Source organism: Polynucleobacter sp. Fuers-14, assembly GCF_018882045.1.
Lineage (GTDB): Bacteria > Pseudomonadota > Gammaproteobacteria > Burkholderiales > Burkholderiaceae > Polynucleobacter.
This window is the reverse complement of sequence record NZ_JACVPG010000005.1, coordinates 109,519-124,833: the sequence shown is the minus strand read 5'-3', so window position 1 is coordinate 124,833 and position 15,315 is coordinate 109,519. Positions and strand designations below refer to the sequence as shown.

The 15,315-nt window shown below is 45.9% G+C and carries 19 protein-coding genes; 9 read left to right on the top strand and 10 right to left on the bottom strand.

Annotation, left to right across the window (positions count from 1 at the left end; translation table 11 throughout):
• Window positions 1-6 precede the first annotated feature (6 nt).
• Both ICN40_RS03560 and ICN40_RS03555 read right to left on the bottom strand, forming a co-directional pair.
• On the bottom strand, window positions 7-465 hold the full coding sequence (locus ICN40_RS03560; RefSeq protein WP_072582972.1) for a glyoxalase: 459 nt from the start codon (window positions 463-465) through the stop codon (window positions 7-9).
• A 14-nt stretch (window positions 466-479) separates the two neighbouring features.
• Window positions 480-1,172, bottom strand: a complete 693-nt coding sequence (locus ICN40_RS03555) for a TetR/AcrR family transcriptional regulator (protein WP_216860722.1) — start codon at window positions 1,170-1,172, stop codon at window positions 480-482.
• Window positions 1,173-1,284: 112 nt separating this feature from the next.
• Here ICN40_RS03555 and ICN40_RS03550 point away from each other — a divergent pair, with 112 nt between their 5' ends.
• The 7 genes from ICN40_RS03550 (at window position 1,285) to ICN40_RS03520 (ending at window position 7,898) form a co-directional block, all read left to right on the top strand.
• A complete protein-coding gene (locus ICN40_RS03550) occupies window positions 1,285-1,761 on the top strand; it encodes a CoxG family protein (RefSeq protein WP_072582970.1) in 477 nt (158 codons plus the stop codon).
• A 76-nt stretch (window positions 1,762-1,837) separates the two neighbouring features.
• On the top strand, window positions 1,838-2,692 hold the full coding sequence (locus ICN40_RS03545) for a xanthine dehydrogenase family protein subunit M (RefSeq protein ID WP_216242207.1): 855 nt from the start codon (window positions 1,838-1,840) through the stop codon (window positions 2,690-2,692).
• A gap of 42 nt (window positions 2,693-2,734) precedes the next feature.
• Window positions 2,735-3,244, top strand: coding sequence for a (2Fe-2S)-binding protein (locus ICN40_RS03540; RefSeq protein ID WP_216242205.1), 510 nt, complete (start codon window positions 2,735-2,737; stop codon window positions 3,242-3,244).
• Between the two features lie 12 nt (window positions 3,245-3,256).
• Window positions 3,257-5,653 (top strand): xanthine dehydrogenase family protein molybdopterin-binding subunit, encoded by a 2,397-nt coding sequence (locus tag ICN40_RS03535; protein ID WP_215321753.1) that lies wholly within the window; start codon window positions 3,257-3,259, stop codon window positions 5,651-5,653.
• Between the two features lie 127 nt (window positions 5,654-5,780).
• Complete coding sequence (locus ICN40_RS03530; protein WP_216242203.1) at window positions 5,781-6,557, top strand: 3-hydroxybutyrate dehydrogenase; 777 nt, start codon at window positions 5,781-5,783, stop codon at window positions 6,555-6,557.
• Between the two features lie 140 nt (window positions 6,558-6,697).
• Window positions 6,698-7,276 carry a superoxide dismutase gene (locus ICN40_RS03525; protein ID WP_072582965.1) on the top strand — a complete coding sequence of 193 codons (579 nt, stop codon included), beginning with the start codon at window positions 6,698-6,700 and terminating at the stop codon, window positions 7,274-7,276.
• Window positions 7,277-7,304: 28 nt separating this feature from the next.
• Complete coding sequence (locus ICN40_RS03520) at window positions 7,305-7,898, top strand: urate hydroxylase PuuD (RefSeq protein ID WP_215321756.1); 594 nt, start codon at window positions 7,305-7,307, stop codon at window positions 7,896-7,898.
• A gap of 76 nt (window positions 7,899-7,974) precedes the next feature.
• Here ICN40_RS03520 and ICN40_RS03515 read toward each other — a convergent pair whose 3' ends face one another.
• The 3 genes from ICN40_RS03515 to ICN40_RS03505 all read right to left on the bottom strand — a co-directional run bounded on the left by ICN40_RS03515 (window position 7,975) and on the right by ICN40_RS03505 (window position 9,916).
• Entirely contained in the window at window positions 7,975-9,144 is a 1,170-nt protein-coding gene (locus tag ICN40_RS03515; protein WP_216242201.1) for an NAD(P)/FAD-dependent oxidoreductase, read from the bottom strand.
• Between the two features lie 57 nt (window positions 9,145-9,201).
• Complete coding sequence (locus tag ICN40_RS03510) at window positions 9,202-9,369, bottom strand: rubredoxin (RefSeq protein WP_068321654.1); 168 nt, start codon at window positions 9,367-9,369, stop codon at window positions 9,202-9,204.
• Between the two features lie 61 nt (window positions 9,370-9,430).
• The gene (locus tag ICN40_RS03505) at window positions 9,431-9,916 is read right to left on the bottom strand and encodes a rubrerythrin family protein (protein ID WP_216242199.1); all 486 of its coding nucleotides are present in this window, start codon (window positions 9,914-9,916) and stop codon (window positions 9,431-9,433) included.
• 144 nt (window positions 9,917-10,060) lie between these two features.
• Between ICN40_RS03505 and ICN40_RS03500 the strand changes: the two genes are divergently transcribed.
• Together ICN40_RS03500 and ICN40_RS03495 are read left to right on the top strand one after the other, a co-directional pair.
• A complete protein-coding gene (locus ICN40_RS03500) occupies window positions 10,061-10,966 on the top strand; it encodes a hydrogen peroxide-inducible genes activator (RefSeq protein ID WP_215321764.1) in 906 nt (301 codons plus the stop codon).
• A gap of 71 nt (window positions 10,967-11,037) precedes the next feature.
• Window positions 11,038-12,138, top strand: coding sequence for an alkene reductase (locus ICN40_RS03495; protein WP_216191163.1), 1,101 nt, complete (start codon window positions 11,038-11,040; stop codon window positions 12,136-12,138).
• Between the two features lie 57 nt (window positions 12,139-12,195).
• Here ICN40_RS03495 and ICN40_RS03490 read toward each other — a convergent pair whose 3' ends face one another.
• The 5 genes from ICN40_RS03490 to ICN40_RS03470 form a co-directional block, all read right to left on the bottom strand.
• Window positions 12,196-12,372, bottom strand: coding sequence for a hypothetical protein (locus ICN40_RS03490; protein ID WP_216191165.1), 177 nt, complete (start codon window positions 12,370-12,372; stop codon window positions 12,196-12,198).
• Between the two features lies 1 nt (window position 12,373).
• Window positions 12,374-12,910, bottom strand: coding sequence for a cytochrome b (locus ICN40_RS03485; protein ID WP_216242197.1), 537 nt, complete (start codon window positions 12,908-12,910; stop codon window positions 12,374-12,376).
• Window positions 12,911-13,007: 97 nt separating this feature from the next.
• Complete coding sequence (locus ICN40_RS03480; protein WP_072582957.1) at window positions 13,008-13,199, bottom strand: hypothetical protein; 192 nt, start codon at window positions 13,197-13,199, stop codon at window positions 13,008-13,010.
• Window positions 13,200-13,222: 23 nt separating this feature from the next.
• A complete protein-coding gene (locus ICN40_RS03475; protein WP_237767746.1) occupies window positions 13,223-13,831 on the bottom strand; it encodes a hypothetical protein in 609 nt (202 codons plus the stop codon).
• Between the two features lie 192 nt (window positions 13,832-14,023).
• Complete coding sequence (locus ICN40_RS03470; RefSeq protein ID WP_072582955.1) at window positions 14,024-15,169, bottom strand: alpha-hydroxy acid oxidase; 1,146 nt, start codon at window positions 15,167-15,169, stop codon at window positions 14,024-14,026.
• Window positions 15,170-15,315: the final 146 nt, after the last annotated feature.

Genomic DNA, 15,315 nt, shown 5'->3' with positions numbered 1-15,315 from the left:
TAGCCCCTATGCTGCTTTCGTATCCAGAGCAGCCTTTTCTTCAGCTGGGTAGTTGAGTTCAATAACCACACCATTAGGATCGTCCAAAAATATTTGGTGGAGCTTCAGGACGGGTACAGTGCGCTCGCGATAAGAAACATTGAGTTTCTTTAGGAGAGCAATTTTTTCTTCTAGTCCGGTTGCAAAAAAAGCAATGTGATCTACTGCACCTGACCCATGGAGTGTGCTGGGGTCGCGTTCACCTAAATATTTTTTCAGTCCGTTCGGATCATTTTTGTCGATAGCAATGAGATGCAGGACCGCATTAGCCCAACTACTCTCATCACCGTTGTATAGCCAAACACCTGGGAAAGGGAACTCAGGTCTTGGACCAACAGTTAAGCCAAGGAGCTTGCTAAAAAATTCAGTCGTTTTTTCAATCTCTAGACTGCGGATGGAGAAGTGATTTAGGCTTAGATTAGACATAGATACCTTTTGAATTAAGCAAACAGTGATTTAGCAGAGTGAAGGTAAGACTGCACTCGGTCGCGAATGATCTCTTGTTCTGTATTGGGGCTTTCGGCGGCATAGATGGCTTGCCCGTAGATCCAACGTCTCATGCCGATATAGAAAACGCCACCATGCAATCCCATGAGAAATTCAAGTTCACGCTGGGTGGGCTTTGATGCATCAGACCTGCCGCAATACTTGCGAGTTTCGCGAATGAGTCTTGGTAATAAGCGCGTGCGCAAGAGCTCGAAGAAGCGATCGCTAATAGAGTGATCACTTAAGCCAGAAAAAATCAAAATGCGCACAAAGTCATAAGTTAAGACTGTGTTGGAGTAGTCCAAATAGAACGCATTGAATTTTTCTTCGGGAGTAAGGGAATCATCATCCAGCAGTTCTTCCCACTCTGGCTTCCAGCGAGATTCAAAGACCTCTTTATAGACTTCTTGAATCAGCGCATCTTTGGTGGGGAAGTAGTGATAGAGCAGGGTGTGAGTGATGCCTAGTTCTTTAGATAAATTTCTTAATTGACCATCGATACCATTTCTAGCAAAGAACTGAATAGCGCTATCCAATATTTGGCGTTTACGCTCGGCTGTACCCATTCTTTTTCGGATGGGCGCCAAAGGGCCTTCTGAACTTTCAGTAGTATTTGGGCTGGAAACGCTATCTTCAGTAAAACGCATGGATTCTCAGGGTTTATCCGAATTTGGACTTATTGACCAAAAGTTAAATAATGGTACATTGTTGAACAATTGGTAGATAAGACTCTATTCGTACAAACCCCAAGGAGATCAAATGGAATTAAATGGCGAGCAACTCATATCCGCTCCAATCCCTGAAGTATGGAAGGGTTTGAACGATATTGACGTGTTGGCCAAGTCCATTCCTGGCTGCGAGGAGATCAGTCGCATCTCCCCAGAAGAGATTCATGCCAAGGTGATGTTCAAAATTGGGCCCGTTAGAGCCCGTTTTGCAGGGAAATTGCTCCTAAGTGACATCATCCCGGACCAATCTTGCTCTATGGCCTTTGAAGGGTCTGGTGGGGCGGCAGGGTTTGCCAAAGGTAAGTCACGAGTGGAGCTAAAGCAAGCCGAAGGAGGTACTTTGGTCTCTTATACGACGGAAGCCTCGATTGGTGGCAAGTTAGGTCAAATTGGCGGTCGCTTAATTAGCGCATCGGCAAAAAAGATTGCAGATGATTTTTTTCAGAAATTCGCAAAAGAATTAGGCGGGGAGACGGTGGCGTTGGAGTCAGACGCTGGTGGTAAATAAAAAAGCGGTAATAAAAAAGTAGCGCAAAAAATAAAAAGCTAGAAAAGCTTAATACATTGGTGGTGGAGGAGACTTAATGAAATCTGCAGCATTCGATTATGTAAAGCCCAAGGCCTTACAAGAGGCCTTGTCTTTGCTTGAGCAGGGCGGTGATGATGCTCAATTAATTGCGGGTGGGCAAACTTTATTAGCCACTTTGAATATGCGTTTGTCTGAGCCCGCAGTGTTAATCGATATCACTGATATCGCTGAGCTCAAAGGTATTTCAGTTGTTGGCGATAGTTTGCGTATTGGCGCGCTAGTGACCCATACTGAAATTGAAGATTCAGAATTAGTCGCAAAATATGCCCCACTTTTAAAAGCAGCAGCCCCACATATTGCCCATCGCGCCATTCGTAATCTAGGAACCTGGGGAGGCTCACTGGCATATGGTGACCCAGCGGCTGAATGGCCCGCTTGCAGCTTAACTTTACGGGCGACGATGATTATTCATGGACCAGCAGGCGAGCGCCGAATTTCTGCAAACGATTTTTTCATTGACCTGTATACGACCTCATTAGAGCCCGATGAAATTCTCGTGGCGACTGAGATTCCATCGGCAAGCAAGCAAGAAGTTTTCTATTTTCATGAGCTGGCTAGACGTCATGGCGACTATGCGGTTGCTGGTTTAGCTGCAGTTGCACAGAAGCAAGGTGATGTTTTGACTCGCTGTGCCTTTACATTCTTCTCTGTTGGCGCTACGCCAGTAATGGCAACTAAAGCGCAGGATTTAATCAATGGCCAAAAACTCAACGATGAGTTGATTGCTAGGGCTGTAGCAGAAGCGCGTGATGAAATCGAAGCAATTGCAGACATAACTAATAGCGCAGAAGCGAAACAACATTTAATTGGTGTATTGCTCGAGCGTGGACTCAAGCACATGATTGCTTAATACTCAAATAGTAAGTATTGGCAAAAGAATTCGGAGATCAAAATGAGTTTGAAGAAAAAAATTTCAATGACCGTGAATGGTCGACTCGTCAACGCAGAGATTGAACCGCGCAGACACCTAGTGGATTTTTTACGCGAAGATTTGCATTTAAAAGGCCCTCACTTGGGTTGTGAGCAGGGCGCGTGCGGGGCTTGTACCGTCAAGGTGGATGGGCAAATCATTCGCGGATGCCTATTTCTGGCAGTACAGGCGGATGGTAGTGTGGTTGAAACGGTCGAAGGTCTCACCAAAAATGGTGTTTTGACAGATCTACAAGAATCTTTTATGCGCCACAACGCTATGCAGTGCGGCTTCTGCTCCTCTGGCATGTTGTTAGCTGCAGCAGAGTTGATTGAGAAACAACCAAAAGCAACGCGCGAACAAGTGCGCGAATGGATCTCAGGCAATTACTGTCGTTGCACTGGCTACCACTCTATCGTCGATGCAATCATCGACGTATTGAATGCTCGTGCCAAGGGCCAAAAAATTAAACCTGTCCTTGCTGACGCTTAAGGAAAACGCATTATGAATAAGCCAAGTGATTTAAAGGGAATGGTACTGGATCCCGTAACAAATGATCAGCGATATATAGGTCATAGCGAACCACGACATGGAGCTCGTCGTCTGCTTGAAGGTCAGGGCACTTACATTGACGATATTCAATTGCCTCGTATGGCGCATGTGGTGTTCTGGCGCTCCCCAGTAGCACACATGAAAATCGGCAAAATTCATACTGAGCATGCCAGCAAGATGCCTGGAGTGCTTGCAGTAGTTGATGGCGTGCAAATGGCGAAAATTTGCAAGCCTTGGGTAGCCACTTTGGGCCACCTAGCTGGTATGAAGTCCGCCCCTCAACACGCCTTAGCAATTGATCGTGCTTGTTGGCAGGGTGAGCCGGTGGTAGCGGTAGTTGCAGAAACTAGAGCGCAGGCGGAAGACGCTCTGCAGCATATCGATGTTGAGTGGGAAGAGTTGCCGGCAGTCGTTTCCATGGAAACTGCGCTTGATGCAGATACTCCGGTTATTCATCCCGACCTTGGCGACAATTTATGCTTCACCCGTACTTTAGATGTCGGTAATGTGGAAGAAGTATTTGCAACTGCTGACGTGGTAGCAGAAGCTACTTTTGGATTTGGGCGCCATACCGGCGTAACACTTGAGCCGCGCTGTCAGATTGCAGATTACAACCCAGGCGATCGTCGCCTCACTGTGTACCATTCGCAACAAGCGCCACACATGATGCAAGATCTATATTGTCGTCAGTTTGGGCTTTCGGAATCAGATGTGCATGTCATTTGTAAGGATGTGGGCGGATCATTTGGTATTAAGGTGCATGCCTATCCAGATGACTTTGCTACCGTAGGGCTTGCCATGATGCTTGAGCGCCCGGTGAAGTTTGTTGCAGACCGTCTTGAATCATTTACCAGTGATATTCATGCGCGTGAGCATCGTATTAAAGGACGTATAGCTGCCAATAAGGCAGGCGATATATTGGCTTTTGAGATCGATGATCTGACTGCAATTGGCCCATACTCCATGTTCCCTAGAACTAGCGCTATTGAAGGCAATCAAGTCGTGAACTTGGTCGGTGGTCCTTACAAGCATCAAAACTATCGCGCTAAGCTGAATGTCGTTTTTCAGAATAAAACACCCACTTGTCAGTATCGTGGGGTAGGTCATCCGATTGCTTGTGCTGTGACCGAAGGTTTAGTGGATTTGGCTGCGCAAAAATTACAAATGGATCCGCTCGAGTTTCGTAAACGTAACGTCATTCCGGATGATGCTTATCCTTGCTCTGGAATTTCTGGAATTAAGTTGGAAGTTCTATCACATGAGCAATGTTTGCGAACCATCGAAAAGATGATGGATTATTCTGCATTGCGTAAAGAGCAGGCTGAGTTGCGCAAAAAAGGGATCTATCGCGGCATTGGGTTTGCAACATTAATTGAGCTAACCAATCCAAGCCCTGCTTTCTATGGCGTAGGAGGTGCTCGCATTGCCTCTCAGGATGGCGCTACCGTTCGCATGGATCCTAGTGGTGTGGTTTCAGTCTTGATTGGTGTTGGTGAACAAGGTCAAGGTACTGAAGGTATCTATACCCAGATTGCGGCTGATGCTGTCGGTGTTTCAATCGACCAAGTGCGCGTTATTACTGGTGATACCGATGTGACTCCTTACGGCGGTGGCACGTGGGCTTCACGTGGAGCAGGTGTTGGCGGTGAAGCGGTTCTCTTGGCTTCTCAAGCCCTACAAGAAAATATTATTAAACTGGCGGGCGCCATTTTGAATCGGCCTGTTGCAGAACTCACTGCGCGTCGTGGATACATCTTAGATAAAGCGACTGGTGAGCAATTGTTGCCGTTTGGTGAAGTGGGTAGAGTGGGTTATTTCCGTACCGATACTTTGCCGGCTGGATTCTCTGCAGATCTGATGGTAACGCGCCACTACACTCAAAAAGAATACCCATTCATTTTTACAAATGGAGTGCAAGCGTCTTATGTAGAGGTTGACCCAGATACAGGCTTTGTGAAGTTATTGAAGCATTGGGCGGTAGAAGACTGTGGCCGTGTTATTAATCCAATGTTGGTGAATGAACAAGTGCGCGGTGCAATCGTTCAAGGTATTGGCGGCGTTCTTTTTGAAGAGTGCCTCTATGACGAAAGTGGTTTGTTGCGCAATGGCAGCATGGCAGATTACTTGGTGCCGATGGCTAATGAGATGCCGGATATTGAGGTTGCTCACGTTGAGACGCCTACCCAATCTTCCAAATTGGGTGCTAAAGGAGCAGGTGAGGCTGGTACAGCCGGAGCGCCAGGTGCAGTTCAAAACGCTATTAATGATGCCTTGGCACCATTAAATGCATCCGTCTTTGATCAGCCCATCACCTGTGAAAAGATCCTGCGGGCTCTTAAGAAAATCTAATATTTATAGGTTCTGACCACCCTGGTGCATCACCTCCGGGGGTGGTTCAGCACATCCTGTAACATCCAGTTTTGGGGCCCATAAAGCGTTTTGCAGCCCTTTTAATTAACTTGATACGGTAAATGATATGTCCACATTAAAAGGTAAAACAGCTTTAGTTACTGGCTCCACTAGCGGTATTGGCTTAGGAATGGCTATTGCACTGGCTAAACAAGGCGTCAACATCATGGTCAATGGTTTTGGCGAGAAAGATGAAGCCATTGCTCAAATTAAAGCCTGTGGTGTAGAGGTTGATTACCATGGTGCTGATATGAGCAAGCCCGCTGAGATTGAAGACCTGATCAAGCAAACAGAGAAGCGTTTTGGTTCGCTTGATATCTTAATTAATAATGCGGGTATTCAGTACACTGCGAACATTGAAGAGTTTCCAACAGATAAGTGGGATGCCATCATTGCTATTAATTTAAGTTCGGCATTTCACACAACACACCATGTCTTACCCGGTATGAAAAAACGCAACTGGGGCCGCATTATTAATATCGCCTCAGTACATGGCTTAGTAGCTTCTACTCAGAAGGCTGCCTATGTTGCTGCTAAGCATGGCATTGTTGGATTAACTAAAGTGACGGCTTTGGAAAATGCGCGCACTGGCATTACTTGCAATGCAATCTGCCCGGGTTGGGTATTAACCCCGTTAGTTCAGAAGCAGGTAGACGCTCGCGCAGAACGCGAAGGCATTTCTAATGAGGCCGCCAAGAATGCCCTGGTATCCGAAAAGCAGCCCTCTGGAGAGTTTGTGAATCCAGAGCAATTGGCAGCCTTGGCGGTTTTCCTTTGTGGGCCAGACGCCTCTGAAGTTCGTGGAGTGGCTTGGAACATGGATGGCGGCTGGACCGCTCAATAAACCTTTATAAACAGAGTTGAAGTTAATGCCGGTAGGCTGCTTTGCCGGCATTTTTCTTGGATCAAACAAAAACCTCAGAATAGTCTATAGTTATCCAAAATTAATCTAACTTTGGCGCAATGTAATTAAAAGGAATATAAATGGAACATACCTTACCTCAGTTGCCATATGCACTCGATGCTTTGGCTCCATATATCTCCAAGGAAACTTTGGAGTACCACTATGGTAAACATCACCAGGCTTATGTCACTAATTTAAATAATTTGATTAAAGGGACTGAGTTTGAAAATTCATCTCTTGAAGATATCATTAAGAAATCTACAGGTGGTGTATTTAATAACGCCGCACAAGTTTGGAACCATACCTTTTATTGGTCAAGCATGAAGCCAAATGGTGGTGGAGCTCCTAGCGGCCCATTGGCTGATGCTATCAATACCAAGTGGGGCTCGTTTGATAAATTCAAAGAAGAGTTTACAAAGTGTGCTGTAGGAACTTTTGGTTCAGGTTGGGCATGGCTGGTTAAAAAAGCAGATGGCAGCCTTGATCTTGCTTCCACCAGTAATGCTGCAACTCCTATCACCACAGATGCTAAGCCGCTGATGACATGTGATGTTTGGGAGCATGCTTATTATATTGATACACGCAATGCGCGACCAAAATATGTAGAAAATTTTTGGAATGTAGTGAATTGGGATTTTGCTAGCCAAAATTTTGCTTAATTCAATTTATCTCATTTAGGAAAATCTAATGACATCAATCTTGACCTCTTTGGGACGCACTATTTTTGCCGGTTTTGTCCTGCTCGCCCTTATTATTTTGGCTTTAGGCGGCAACTTTAGTTCTGCTGAACTTCCGTTTGTCTTCCGCTGGTTGCACGTGATGTGCGGTGTGATGTGGATTGGTTTGCTCTGGTACTTTAACTTTGTGCAGATTCCATCAATGCCAAAGATTCCCGATGAGCAAAAGCCAGCGATTGGCAAAGTCATTGCTCCAGCAGCATTGTTCTGGTTTCGTTACGCGGCTTTGTTTACTGTGCTAACGGGTTTGATTGTGGCCGCTTTAAATGGTTACCTTCATCAAGCCTTCACATTGCAAGCCCCGTTCCGCGCAATCGGTTTAGGTATGTGGATTGCCTTGGTAATGGCTATTAACGTTTGGTTCATTATTTGGCCAAATCAAAAGCGCGCTCTTGGTATCGTTGCTGTTGAAGCTGACGTTAAGGCAAAATCTGCTCGCGTTGCGATGTTGACATCCCGTTTGAATACATTGCTATCCGTACCAATGTTGTTCTTGATGGTTGCTCAATCACACAACACTACATGGTTCGTGATCGTTTCTTAATCACTGCCAGCTGCATAAAGAAAAGGCCCGCATCGCGGGCCTTTTTGTTTGATCAATCAAATAAATGCCAGAGAATTTAAGCCAGAATAGCCGGCAACTCCTTGGTGAGGGCGCCGCGTTGTGCGGTGGCAGTTCCCATTAATATAAAACCCAACAACTTGCCATCAGCAGATTCAAAGCGAGACTCCATGCCACCTTCAATAGGTGTTGTGGTCCATTTGCCTTCGGCACCTTTAGCTGGCGGAGAAACGATGGTAGCTAATGCAGGAGTTTTGACCATCACAGGCATTGCAGGATAGGTCAAAGCAGTGGTTTGTCCAATTAAGGTGGGCGCCAATGCTCTCGCTGCTTGCATGATGGGCATCACGTAAGGCAGGACTAAGCCGTCCACCTCTGCGCAATCTCCAATTGCGAATATGTTTTTAATGTTGGTTTCGAGTTCGCGGTTTACCTGAATGCCAGCTCCTGTATTCATGCCACTTTCTTTAGCTAATTCAATTCTGGGCTTTAGACCAACGGCCGATAAAAATACGTCGCAAGAGATTGTGTTGCCATTGGCTAGTGTGACCTGCAAAGCGTCCCCATGACGATCAATTGCTTGCACGGTTGTAGATAGGTGCCAATGCACGCCAGCCGCACTGAGTTTCTCCTGCAGCTCTAGGGCTGCAGCTTCAGGCAAAAGGCGACCCAGAGCTTGTGGAGATAAGTCAATCACATCTACCTCATAACCTCCCAGCACAAGATCATTGGCGAATTCACAACCAATCAGACCTGCACCCAGAATAGCAACTTTCTTTTTTCCATTGATTGCATTGCGAAAGCGTGCATAGTCCTCCAGATCATTTACTGTGATGACTTCGTTCGCGGCGCTCCCTTGAAGTGGGAGGCGAATTTGATCGGCACCCAAAGCCATTACCAGTTTTCCATAAGGTACCTCACCTTTGCTGGTTAGGATAGTTTGCGCACTAGGCTTAATTGAGATGACATCACACTCGCCCAAGACAGTCATTTCTAGTTGCGTTGCCATGCCATCAGCTGGCGTGGAGATTAATTGCGCTGCTTCTTTCTTGCTCGCAAGAGCGGTGGAAAGCATAGGCTTTGAATAAAAATATCCAGGCTCACGCGTTACTAGCGTTATCGGAACTGCTTTATCCAGTTTACGAATTTCCCGAATGACAGTGTAGCCAGCCAATCCACTGCCAATGATGACAATTGCGGATTGGGATTGAGGGGTAGTTTGATCCAAAGCTGGGCTCTCCAAGTGACGAATAGGTAAACAGGGTAAAGGGATGTTGAAGCGGTCTTAGCTTACCTGAACCATTTCGAAGTCTGCTTTTGCTACACCGCAATCAGGGCATTCCCAATCTTCTGGTACATCAGCCCAGAGTGTGCCGGCTGGAATGCCATCTTCTGGGATTCCTTTGGCTTCGTCATAAATATAGCCGCACACGATACATTGGTAAGTTTTCATTTTGATTCCTTAAATAGTCTGTTGATTTTAAATTTAATTTCTAATTCTTTCTGGGCTCATCTTATTGGGCTGCAAAAACCTTAGCATTTTCCAAAGCTTGCTTGTAATGGTTCGCATGACGCTCTTCAACGTTTGCTAACGCTGCGAAGCGTTTTGCTGCTTTGGCCAATACCGCCTGAAATTGCTCAGCATGCTCTTTAGATTCCGCAATTTGCTCATCGATTTCTTGTATGGCCGCAGCATTGCCTTCTTCAACTGCCGTTTTCCGAAAGGATGGATACATTTCTGTGTATTCATAGGTTTCGCCTTCAATGGCAATCTCTAAGGCTCTTGCTGGAGTAATTGTGCCGGCAGGGTAGAGTAAGTCTAAGTGGCCAAAGGCATGCATCACTTCTTGGTCAGCGGTTGCTTCAAAGATCTTTGCGGTTTCTTCGTCACCAGCAGCGCGAGCTAATTTTGCAAAATAACGATACTTGATATGAGCCATAGATTCGCCGGCGAAGGCGGACTCTAAGTTTTGGATAGTTTTGATTTCTGGACGTGTCATTTTGATTCCTTTATTAAGACATACGGTTTGTTGAGTATTCCTTGCTGCTTTCTCAACTATGGATGCAGTGTGCACCTTATTTATTGATCAGTCTAATGAATCATTATGATAGTATTTATCTAATTATTCGATAAAGGAGGGAAAATGGCCTATTTACCGTCTTTAAGGCAGCTGGGGTATTTCGTTGCATTGGCAAAAGAACTCAATTTCACGCGCGCAGCACAGGCTTGTTTTGTTGGCCAGTCCACTTTAAGTGCCGGCCTGAAGGAGTTGGAGGATGCGCTGGGAATCCATTTGGTGGAGCGTGATCGACAGAATGTATCCATCACTCCAATAGGTTTGGAGGTTCTTGAGCGTGCCAAGCTCATCTTGGCGGCATCTGAGGATTTGGTGGAGTATGCAGGCGCAACCGGCAAGCCCATGACTGCCACAATTCGTTTGGGCGTCATACCCACTATTGCACCATTTCTATTGCCAACAGTGCTTCCGGAAATTCGTAGCCGTTTTCCAGAACTTAAAATCACACTCAGAGAAGATCTCACTGCCAATCTCCTTTCCAGATTAGCTGAGCATAAATTGGATTTTGCTCTGATAGCACTTCCATATGATGTTGAGGGTCTTCTCGTTCAGGAATTATTTGACGACCATTTTTGGTTGGTTGCGAAAGAAGGTGATCCCGCCTTGAAGGGAAAAGAAGTGACCTTACCTGCCAAGATGGCCGAACGCCTCTTGCTACTTGAAGAAGGGCATTGTCTACGAGAGCATAGTTTGCAAGCGTGCAAGCGCACTGACATTCGTAAGGCTGAGGGGATGGAAGCCACTAGCTTGTTGACCTTGTTGCAAATGGTGGAGTCTGGACTTGGCATTGCTTTACTTCCCGGAATGGCAGTTAAAAGTAGTCTATTAAATAACTCTGAGTTAGTGGCAAAAGAGTTGGCCTCACCAGCGCCCAAGAGAGTGATTGCCTTAGTTGCAAGACCTTCTACCGCGCACACTCAAGAATTTAATGCGCTGGCAGATTGCATACGCGAACAATTTGGAACCGCATAATCACATGCTCAGCAAAATTTGTTAATCCTTGTTACAGTCAATCCTCTTTTTACTCATTTAAAAGGCAGCAAATGTCAGGCAAAGAAATTATGTTCACCCCGGTAAATCTGGGAGCACTTCATTTAAAAAATCGTTTAGTGATGGCACCGCTCACGCGGATGCGTGCTGTTGGTGGTGATGTTCCTAACCCGTTAGCGAAAACCTATTACGCACAACGTGCGAGTGCCGGACTCATTATTACTGAGGCAACACAGATTTCTCCATTGGGTAAAGGTTACCCAGCGACGCCTGGAATTTATTCGCCCGAGCAAACCGCTGCATGGAAAGAGATTGTTGAGGCAGTTCACGCCAAGGGTGGTGCGATTGTTGCGCAGCTATGGCACGTAGGCCGCATCTCCCATTCTTCCTTGCATCCAGAGCAGGGTGCACCTGAGGCGCCTTCCGCAATTGCTGCGGCTGGTCAAACCTATGGCGCAGACTGGAAGTTGCATGATTATGAGATGCCAACCGCGATGAGTTTGGAAGATATCGCTCGCTTGCTCAAAGAGTTTGAGTTAGCGGCACAAAATGCAAAATCTGCAGGCTTTGATGGTATTGAAATTCACTCGGCTAATGGCTACTTGTTAGATCAGTACTTGCAAGACAAAACCAATCAACGTACGGATGAATATGGCGGTTCGATCGACAATCGTCTGCGCCTATTGGGTCAAGTCATTGAAGTTGTAAGTAAAGTATTCCCGAGCGATAAGGTAGGAGTTCGCCTTTCACCATACGGCACTTTTAACGATATGGGTGATAGCGATCCAGTAGCGTTATTCACTGCTGCAATTAAGAAGCTCAATGGCTATAACTTAGCTTACGTGCACATGATTGAGCCACGTTCAACTAGCGCTGGTGGTGGCGATCAGGTCTTGGAAGATGCCCCGATTACTTCAGAGATGTTCCGTGCCGCTTATCAAGGACAATTTATTACTGCTGGTGGCTATGACCAGGCAATGGGTGAAAAGGTGTTAGAAGATGGCTTGGCTGATGCGGTAGCTTATGGCCGTCTCTATATCTCTAATCCAGATCTAGCAGAGAGATTTCAGCAGGGTGCCGCACTAAATCCATATAACCGCGCTACTTTTTATGGTGGCGAGGAAGTGGGCTACACAGATTACCCAACTCTGTAATAGAAGTCCCAGATTCTGGGAGGGTTGCTAATAAATCCCGCTCTTAATAAAGCGGGATTATTTTTTGTCTTCAGGGTCTTTAAGAAGACCGTATTGGTTTGCTGCGAGTAAAAAGGCAATAGATGCGCAACCCATAGCAAAAAATTGCCATTGATGCAGCATTGCGGTGCCCACCACCGTCATTAGGACTGTCCAGCCTATTGCCATCTTGGCTTTTTTAGAGAGAGGTTTCATTTTAAGCATCAACTTTATTCAACATACGACGAAGTGTATCGTCCTTTACGACGTAATGTTGCCACAAGCCTGCTAAAGCATGAATGCCAATCAAAAAGTAGAGCGAGTTTCCTAGGAATTCATGGATGCCTTCAACTACTTTTTTCATCTCTGGATTAGGAGTGACTAGTTGAGGCCACACCAGGCCAAAAAAGTAGATTTCTTTGCCGCCATACTGAAAATACAGGATGCCAAAAATAGGCGATATCAAGAGCAGGGCATACAGCAGCCAATGCATGACCTTGGCTAATGAGATGAACAAAGTCTTTGGGTTTGTGGGCTCGGGAACACCATAAGTCAAACGGATGATGAGGCGAAGAGCCATAGCTATAAAAATGAGCTGTCCAATAACGCCATGAATTGATTTGCACAGCTCACGAGGCTCGCTGCCTTTGGGAAACTGTCCTTTGAGCTCAATCACTGCAAAAGCAGCGACAACTAGGAAGAAAACAAGCCAATGAAAGAAGATAGAGGCGGGGTGGTATTTGATTTTCGGCATTGCATATAGATGTTAAGTGAATTCATCACAAATGATAATGAATCTCATTCACATTATTAATGCCAGGGACTTTACCCTTTAAGGCGGAAATTCAGGTTTAGTTATTAAGCCTAACCTTGGCGCTGAGCTCATTTACTAAGCCACGCTTGTCTATTTGGGAGAGCCTAAGAGCCTCAACTTCAAAATCTAGCTGTCCAGGATGAAATTCCTCGTCATTCTGAAGATGGATGACATAGGTCCACACCAGTTCGCGCCCCCGGTTTTTAAAAACATCGACTACTCGTTTCATCTGGGCCGCCTTTAAGGTGAAGCTTATTGATTGCCGATAGATGGACTGGCAATTTTCATCTGTTGGCTTAGGTTATTTTTTAGTGCCACTAAGTTTCTAGCTTCAATCCGAATGACTCCACCCCTTGGACTATCAATATCGGCAATCAAAAAGAAAGATACCGCGATAACAAAAGGGAAGATCATGAATAGGCCGATATTCTTCTCAAAATTCCGCGCGCCAAACCCAACCAATAGATTGGCGCAAATAGCGATTGCTGACATCAGCGCCCAGGCCGTAAGGGGGATGCGATTCCACCAAGCTGCTTGTACATAGCCTTGAGAATTCAAAACATCATTCATACCAGCAGCAACCAATGCAATAGAAGCAGTGTGTTGCGTGCGAACGGTTGGAAGAATCTCATTCCAGAGGGCAGTTTGCAATTGATCTGTTTTACTACGAATCTCTTCAATCTTTTCGGGGCTCTGTTTTGAGTAAAACAGAATGCGTTGATCTGTATATTGAAGTAAGAGGTCCTTGGTAGCCGCTGCAGCCTTTGGGAGCAGCAGATCAGCTCTTAAGAATTCGGTACCAATGGCATTTGCCTCGCCTTCCTCAAAGAGCTCTCGCTGATCATGGCGATTGATAGCCATTGAGAAGGTAAAGCCAATAATTAAGGCTAGCAAGGTTAAGGTGGCGGTCTGAATAATGCCAAGATCTGCAGATGTCTCAGTATCTTTTGTACGGTAGCGACTCAGTGCGGCATATCCAAACCAAACAGAGAAGGCAAATACTGTAAGTGAGACGCCAAAGACAGCAAGAGGGTGGTTGAGGATGGGAAAAATTTAAAAGGTTCCTGGATACAAAATATCTTTAGTCACATTCTGAATATCGCGATGACCTGTGAATGCCATAGTGATATCCAACTCATTGTGAATTAACTCTAAACACTTGGTGACACCAGCCTCACCCATGGCGCCTAAGCCATATAGGAAAGGGCGACCAATCATCGTGCCGCGCGCACCCAAAGCCCATGCTTTTAAAACATCTTGACCTGAGCGAATGCCGCCATCCATCCATACTTCAATATCTTTGCCAACAGCATCCACAATTCCAGGTAAAGCCTGAATGCTAGAAATCGCGCCATCTAATTGACGGCCGCCATGGTTGGAGACAATTAAAGCATCGGCGCCCGAGTTTGCTGCCAAGCGCGCATCACCTTCATCTAAGATACCTTTGATAATGAGCTTTCCACCCCAGAGTTTTTTAATCCATTCCACATCACCCCAATTGAGGCCCGGATCAAATTGCTCTGCAGTCCAAGAAGACAGTGAAGACATATTGCCGACACCAGTAGCGTGACCAACAATATTGCGAAAGGTTCTGCGTGGCGTCATAGCCATACCCAAGCACCAGCGTGGCTTAGTCGCCATATTGATCATATTGGCAATCGTCAGCTTAGGAGGGGCGGAGAGGCCATTCTTAAGATCTTTATGACGCTGACCTAGGATTTGCAAATCCAGAGTCAGAACTAGTGCGGAACATTTGGCTGCTTTAGCGCGCTCAATTAAGCGCTCAATAAAGCCGCGATCTTTCATGACGTAAAGTTGGAACCAAAATGGTTTTGTAGTGTGCTCCGCCACATCTTCAATTGAGCAAATACTCATAGTAGATAAGCAAAATGGCACACCAAACTTTTCAGCAGCCTTGGCTGCCAAAATTTCACCATCGGCATGTTGCATGCCAGTAAGACCTGTAGGTGCCAGCGCCACTGGCATTGCAACCTCTTGGCCAATCATGGTTGTCTTGGTGGTGCGGTTAGTCATATTGACCGCTACACGCTGACGCAATTTAATCTTTTGAAAATCGGATTCATTGGCACGGTATGTTGACTCAGTCCACGATCCCGAGTCTGCATAGTCGTAGAACATCTTAGGGGTGCGCTTTTGATGGAGGACCCGCAAGTCTTCTATATTGGTAATGATTGCCACAATGTATCCTTCTTTTTGATGCTATTTTGTAGAAGCAAAAGCTTAATTTAAGCTCTATCTTAGCAATACCGGGGATTTGTTTCTACAATGCTAGGGTATCCCTTGCTTGGAGACCTCAAATAACTACTTCCCCATTAAGCCCCTCT

What these genes read in the sequence shown, in the direction of transcription:
- ICN40_RS03560 (WP_072582972.1), bottom strand. Translation starts at nt 465, where the DNA reads ATGTCTAATCTAAGCCTAAATCACTTCTCCATCCGCAGTCTAGAGATT.
- ICN40_RS03555 (WP_216860722.1), bottom strand. Translation starts at nt 1,172, where the DNA reads ATGCGTTTTACTGAAGATAGCGTTTCCAGCCCAAATACTACTGAAAGT.
- ICN40_RS03550 (WP_072582970.1), top strand. Translation starts at nt 1,285, where the DNA reads ATGGAATTAAATGGCGAGCAACTCATATCCGCTCCAATCCCTGAAGTA.
- ICN40_RS03545 (WP_216242207.1), top strand. Translation starts at nt 1,838, where the DNA reads ATGAAATCTGCAGCATTCGATTATGTAAAGCCCAAGGCCTTACAAGAG.
- ICN40_RS03540 (WP_216242205.1), top strand. Translation starts at nt 2,735, where the DNA reads ATGAGTTTGAAGAAAAAAATTTCAATGACCGTGAATGGTCGACTCGTC.
- ICN40_RS03535 (WP_215321753.1), top strand. Translation starts at nt 3,257, where the DNA reads ATGAATAAGCCAAGTGATTTAAAGGGAATGGTACTGGATCCCGTAACA.
- ICN40_RS03530 (WP_216242203.1), top strand. Translation starts at nt 5,781, where the DNA reads ATGTCCACATTAAAAGGTAAAACAGCTTTAGTTACTGGCTCCACTAGC.
- ICN40_RS03525 (WP_072582965.1), top strand. Translation starts at nt 6,698, where the DNA reads ATGGAACATACCTTACCTCAGTTGCCATATGCACTCGATGCTTTGGCT.
- ICN40_RS03520 (WP_215321756.1), top strand. Translation starts at nt 7,305, where the DNA reads ATGACATCAATCTTGACCTCTTTGGGACGCACTATTTTTGCCGGTTTT.
- ICN40_RS03510 (WP_068321654.1), bottom strand. Translation starts at nt 9,369, where the DNA reads ATGAAAACTTACCAATGTATCGTGTGCGGCTATATTTATGACGAAGCC.
- ICN40_RS03505 (WP_216242199.1), bottom strand. Translation starts at nt 9,916, where the DNA reads ATGACACGTCCAGAAATCAAAACTATCCAAAACTTAGAGTCCGCCTTC.
- ICN40_RS03500 (WP_215321764.1), top strand. Translation starts at nt 10,061, where the DNA reads ATGGCCTATTTACCGTCTTTAAGGCAGCTGGGGTATTTCGTTGCATTG.
- ICN40_RS03495 (WP_216191163.1), top strand. Translation starts at nt 11,038, where the DNA reads ATGTCAGGCAAAGAAATTATGTTCACCCCGGTAAATCTGGGAGCACTT.
- ICN40_RS03490 (WP_216191165.1), bottom strand. Translation starts at nt 12,372, where the DNA reads ATGAAACCTCTCTCTAAAAAAGCCAAGATGGCAATAGGCTGGACAGTC.
- ICN40_RS03485 (WP_216242197.1), bottom strand. Translation starts at nt 12,910, where the DNA reads ATGCCGAAAATCAAATACCACCCCGCCTCTATCTTCTTTCATTGGCTT.
- ICN40_RS03480 (WP_072582957.1), bottom strand. Translation starts at nt 13,199, where the DNA reads ATGAAACGAGTAGTCGATGTTTTTAAAAACCGGGGGCGCGAACTGGTG.
- ICN40_RS03475 (WP_237767746.1), bottom strand. Translation starts at nt 13,831, where the DNA reads ATGGCTATCAATCGCCATGATCAGCGAGAGCTCTTTGAGGAAGGCGAG.